General features: G+C 59.7%; 4 protein-coding genes and 1 pseudogene. 1 reads left to right on the forward strand and 4 read right to left on the reverse strand.

The window, feature by feature from the left end:
* From VD811_15295 to VD811_15305, 3 genes are all read right to left on the reverse strand, one after another.
* Positions 1–560, reverse strand: a 560-nt coding sequence (locus VD811_15295) for an electron transfer flavoprotein subunit beta/FixA family protein (GenBank protein HXV22348.1), incomplete at its 3' end; no start/stop codon positions are given.
* Between the two features lie 690 nt (positions 561–1250).
* Complete coding sequence (locus VD811_15300) at positions 1251–3017, reverse strand: hypothetical protein (protein HXV22349.1); 1767 nt, start codon at positions 3015–3017, stop codon at positions 1251–1253.
* Positions 3018–3029: 12 nt separating this feature from the next.
* Positions 3030–3245, reverse strand: a complete 216-nt coding sequence (locus VD811_15305) for a DUF2892 domain-containing protein (GenBank protein ID HXV22350.1) — start codon at positions 3243–3245, stop codon at positions 3030–3032.
* Positions 3246–3424: 179 nt separating this feature from the next.
* Here VD811_15305 and VD811_15310 point away from each other — a divergent pair, with 179 nt between their 5' ends.
* Entirely contained in the window at positions 3425–4063 is a 639-nt protein-coding gene (locus VD811_15310; protein ID HXV22351.1) for a Crp/Fnr family transcriptional regulator, read from the forward strand.
* Positions 4064–4224: 161 nt separating this feature from the next.
* Here the strand turns inward: VD811_15310 and VD811_15315 are convergent.
* Positions 4225–4413 (reverse strand): annotated as a pseudogene (locus VD811_15315) (heme-binding protein).
* Positions 4414–4551 lie beyond the last annotated feature (138 nt).

Here is a 4551-nt window from a genome sequence, read left to right on the forward strand (position 1 = left end):
GGAATATTAAGCCCCAACTGGCAGGTCACCAGAGCCGGCAGGGTCATACGGACAACCCCCTTTACCCCACCCTCGAGTTCACGCTTCCCTTTGACTTGCCCATCGGAATATTCGAAATCGACCAGGGTGGTCGCACAGGCATAGCCAAGGAGTTCGGCAACGGTCACGCCGACCTGGGCGGAACCCCGGTCCTGCGACTGCATGCCGGTAAAGATGAGGTCGAACTGCTTGTCGTCTGCAAACGCCGCAACAGTTGACGCAACCTGCCAGGGGTCTTTCAAATGCACATCCGGATCAAGGATATGAACCGCTCGGTCGCACCCCATGGCCAACGCTTTCTTGATGGTTTCCATGACGCGGTCAGGCCCGATGGAGAGAACTGTCAGTTCGGCACCCTCACCCACCTGTTCCCGCAGAAGAACCGCCTGCTCAACGGCATATTCGTCATACTCGTTCATGCGAAAGGCAAGGTCCGCCTCGGAGAACCAGTTTCCGGCGGCATTTGCCTTGAAACGGGACTCCATGTCGGGAACCTGCTTGATGCACACCAGTAGCTTCATATGTTCCTCCGCTCTCGCTCCTGTCTTTATTTTGGTATATTGGTACCATTTTACGTGTTTTGTGTCAAGACAATATTCAAACGTTGTTGTAGTTTTAAGCTTGGCAGCAACATCATTCTGGTACAAACCGAGTTCAAAGCGGCGTCGTCGAAGGTGGTCGCCGAGGGTTGAGGGTTCTCACGTAAATTAGTTAAATCTTGGAATCTTCAGTGGAATTTCAATTTTATGAGCGGCTTTGGGCGGCTTGGGAAAGTAGGGAAGGTACAAAACCCTTGGGTTGTGTGTATCTTATCCCCTTTGCAAAGCCGATTTCCGCATGTAAACGGAGGGTCTCAGTCTTATCGAGAATCTGTTCCTTACGCTCCTGCCCTTTGGGCATTCTTCAGGAAAAAACTCTTATAATACTGTGTCAAATAGTAAAAAAGTTTGGGGGCCGCCCATCTGGGCATAATGTGTCCAAGATATCATCTCAGAATCGTTTCAGAGGCAATTGAGGGGCACGGAGGCTGGAAAAAGGTGATTCTCACTAACCCTGCAATTTCAGACGGAAACCGGGGCTTGTAAGGAGCTTGCCCCCAAAGTTACTGTTTTGGCCAGTCACAGCGCTACGCATCATGCCTGGCACACCACCATGAAAAAGGGCCTGCGCGAATTGCAGGCCCTTTTTCGTCTCTGGTTGGGACACGCACTTTACAGGCTCTTCAGAAACTCCACCAGCGCCGTCTGTTCATCGACGCTCAAGGCAGGGATAGGATCTCCGAGCGTGGCCAGCAGGGCGACGACCTCCTCCAGAGAGGCAAGGCTGTGGTCATGCAGATAGGGTGCGGACTGGGAAACCCCGCGCAGCCCCGGCACCTTGATGCCGCCGGCCAGATCCCCCGGAGTCGGACCCAGGGTAAAGGTGAAGAGGCTCCCCGCGGCGTCGGTCAGATCGGCCGTGTTATGGCAGACATGGCAGTTGGCCCTGCCGAAGAAGAGCCTGAAGCCCTCCTCGGCCAGCGCCTCGTCGAAGGCTCCCGGCGGCGGGCTGGCCAGGCTGCGCATCCAGGTCTGCAGGTCCAGAAGGTCCTGGGTGACGATGCCGTTTTCGGGAGAGGCGGTCTCTGCGGCCGCCAGCGCGTCGAGCAGGGCCTGCGGCGGGGTAATCCGCAGGGCCGGAGGCAGGTTGCCGGAGACGGTGCCGAAGGCGCCGTTGGCGTGCATCACCAGGTCGTAGACCGCCTCCGCCTGGCTGGCCAGGGCGTTCTCGCCGACGAACAGCCCGTCATAGCCGAAGAGATACCCCTGCGCTTCCAGATCGACAAAGTTCCAGAGCGGCGGATTGCCGGTGGGGTTATCGGCATTGTCTTCAAGAGGGTTGTCGGGCAGGGCGCGGATGTCGAAGCGCCCCGGGCCCCAACTGTTCAGCAGGTCGATGGTTGGCTGACCGGCAGCCTGGGCAAACGGAGTGGCGGCGAGAATGGCGCCGGCGTCCATGACGACGTTGGCCTTGCCGTCGACCTTCAGCGGTCCGATGGGCAGGGTCGTCGGACCCGCGCTCAACTGGAAGGTGGTGGGGGTCACGTTCTGGTGACAGAGGGCGCAGGTGATGCCGGCGCTGGTCAGCAGGTCGGGGTTGAGCGGATCTCCGAAAACCCCTTTCACCCCGACGACCGCCCCGGCCTGGAGCAGAGCCCGGGTGGTGGCGGGATCGGCCAGGGCGACGTCCTTGGCGTTGAGATCGGCGCCGGTCATGACGTCGACAATAGCCTGGGGAACCTTGGCCAGGTCGATCTGGACGCCAAGGGCGACCGCTTCGGTCGGCAGGAGATCGTTCAGTACCGTGTGCAGACCGAGGACACCGCCGAAGAAGTCCTCGTTGCCGAAGGTCTCGTTCATAAAGACGTCGAAGCCGGCGGTGGCGCCGGGACCGCCGGCGGTCTGCAAGCTGCGGTGCATCACCCGGAAGGTGCCGTTGGGATCGGCGACCAGGGTGACGACGGTGCTGTCGGAGGGGCGAAAGAGGCTGGCCCGCTGGCGCAGCCAGCCGGTCCCTGAAACCTTGGCGATCTCACCGAACTGCGGATGGACGGGCGCCGGGGCGGCCGCCATCTCCAGGACCAGGTCCTCGTCGATGGTCAACGGCGCCCCGCTGACGCTGGTGAGGGAGATGGCGAAGGCGGAACTGGCCGGGGTCTGGTTGGCGCCGGGGGCAGGCGGACCGGCGGCCGGGGTGACCGTCAGGCGGGCATCCTCGCTGAGCGCCCCGGCTGGAATGGTCAGCGAGACGAGGGGGTTGGCGGGGTTGTCGGAGAAGGTTCCCCCCTGGGCCGCCGCGACCTGGGCTTGAATCACGGGTGGAGCCACAGAGTCGTTGCCACCGCCGCCATGGCAGGCGGCCAGCAGCAAGGCAAAAAGGAGGATAAGGGACATCTTCCGGAAATCGGAAAAGCTGCGTACAAAACATCTAGCGGACATGGATCACCTCTCCTATCTCGTTTGGTTGAGTCCGTTGCTCGGGCACTTCCGGCAGGCCGTGGAGATCCCCAGCAGACTGTAGAGGGGACACCAGCCGATCGCCCCGGTCAGAAGCGGGATGACGCCGAGATACCCCCAGCCATGGCCGGCGGCGATCCCCTGGTAGAGAAGAAAAAGCCCTGCCGAAATCCTGACCAGCCGGTCCAATGTTCCAACGTCGCGTTTCATGGTAGACCTCCTTGTTCGCGTTTCTGTTTTGAGGTCAGTATAGGAACCCTTCTTCAGCATGTCTGTGACATTGTCACACACGGCCCTTGAGACGACAGGTGTAGTATCTGTCCGGGCTTTTTTCATTTCTAAGGCTGCATGGGATGGAATAGACTGTTGAAAAGAGAGGAGCGAGGAAAATGGATACGAGAGAGACGGAAGAATTTGTCTCCCTCTTCCCCCGGTTTCGCCGGGAGGAGGAACTCGTGGCGGAGATCCTGGCCCATGCCCGTCGCCAGGCATTCCCGTCCGATATCCACCTCTACTGGGAAGGGGATTCGTGTTCGGCTATCACTTTTGTTTTGTCCGGGGAGATCAGGGTCTACCGGTGTGGGGAAAGCGGCCGGGAGATCACCCTATACGAAATTGGTCCGGGCGAAACTTGCATCCTGAACGCCTCGTGCATCCTGGGAAACAATGCCTATCCAGCTAACGCCGTAACTGTCAGTGCTGGGGAAATGCTCCTCGTTCCGGCCCATGAGTTTCGTCGTCTACTCGGGAAATACGAGGCCATGCGTGCCTTCGTCTATTCCCTGTTGAGCCAGCGGCTGACCGAAGTCATGGAACTGGTGCAGGAAGTGGCTTTCGGCCGGATGGACGAGCGCCTGTTCGAATACTTGATCGAGAAATCGGCCGACGGCATCCTGCATGCCACCCATCAGAAAATTGCCAATGACCTGGGCACCTCCCGGGAGGTCGTCAGCAGGCTGCTGAAGGATCTGGAGCGACGGGGAAGGATTTTGCTGGCGCGAAACGTCATAACACTTCTGAATCTGTAGGCATTTACGAAAGTGCCGACCTTACAGAAAGGTTCGAATCCCGTTATTTTCTGCATCACGAAAAAAGGCCATCCGATCTGGCGATCAGGATGGACCTGGAAGGTGTTGGAGTCCGGATTCGCAGGGGCGATGAACTCGGCGCCCGGTTTTGCCGCTCCGGATCACTCGCCTGTGAGAACCGTCAGCCCTGCCTTGGCGCACCCCTCGTCCTGCTCCGAAGCAACACCGCTCACACCTATTCCGCCGACGACTTTTCCCGCAATCATGATGGGCAAGCCCCCGGTAACGGGCGTTACGCCCGGCAGACCCAGAACGGCGCTGCGCCCGCCCCTGATGGCTTCTTCGAACGCTGCGCTGGGGTCAGTCCTGCTCGGGAGGGAAGATGTCGCAGGGGACCCTCAGGGTGTTGGCGATCGCGCTGAAGCTAGAAAACAACTCGATGACCTGCTTGGCCTCATTGATCTCGGCCCGGCTTGCCCCGACCATTC

This window comes from Desulfuromonadales bacterium (assembly GCA_035620395.1).
GTDB lineage: Bacteria > Desulfobacterota > Desulfuromonadia > Desulfuromonadales > DASPGW01 > DASPGW01.

What these genes read in the sequence shown, in the direction of transcription:
- VD811_15300 (HXV22349.1), bottom strand. Translation starts at nt 3,017, where the DNA reads ATGTCCGCTAGATGTTTTGTACGCAGCTTTTCCGATTTCCGGAAGATG.
- VD811_15310 (HXV22351.1), top strand. Translation starts at nt 3,425, where the DNA reads ATGGATACGAGAGAGACGGAAGAATTTGTCTCCCTCTTCCCCCGGTTT.
- VD811_15305 (HXV22350.1), bottom strand. Translation starts at nt 3,245, where the DNA reads ATGAAACGCGACGTTGGAACATTGGACCGGCTGGTCAGGATTTCGGCA.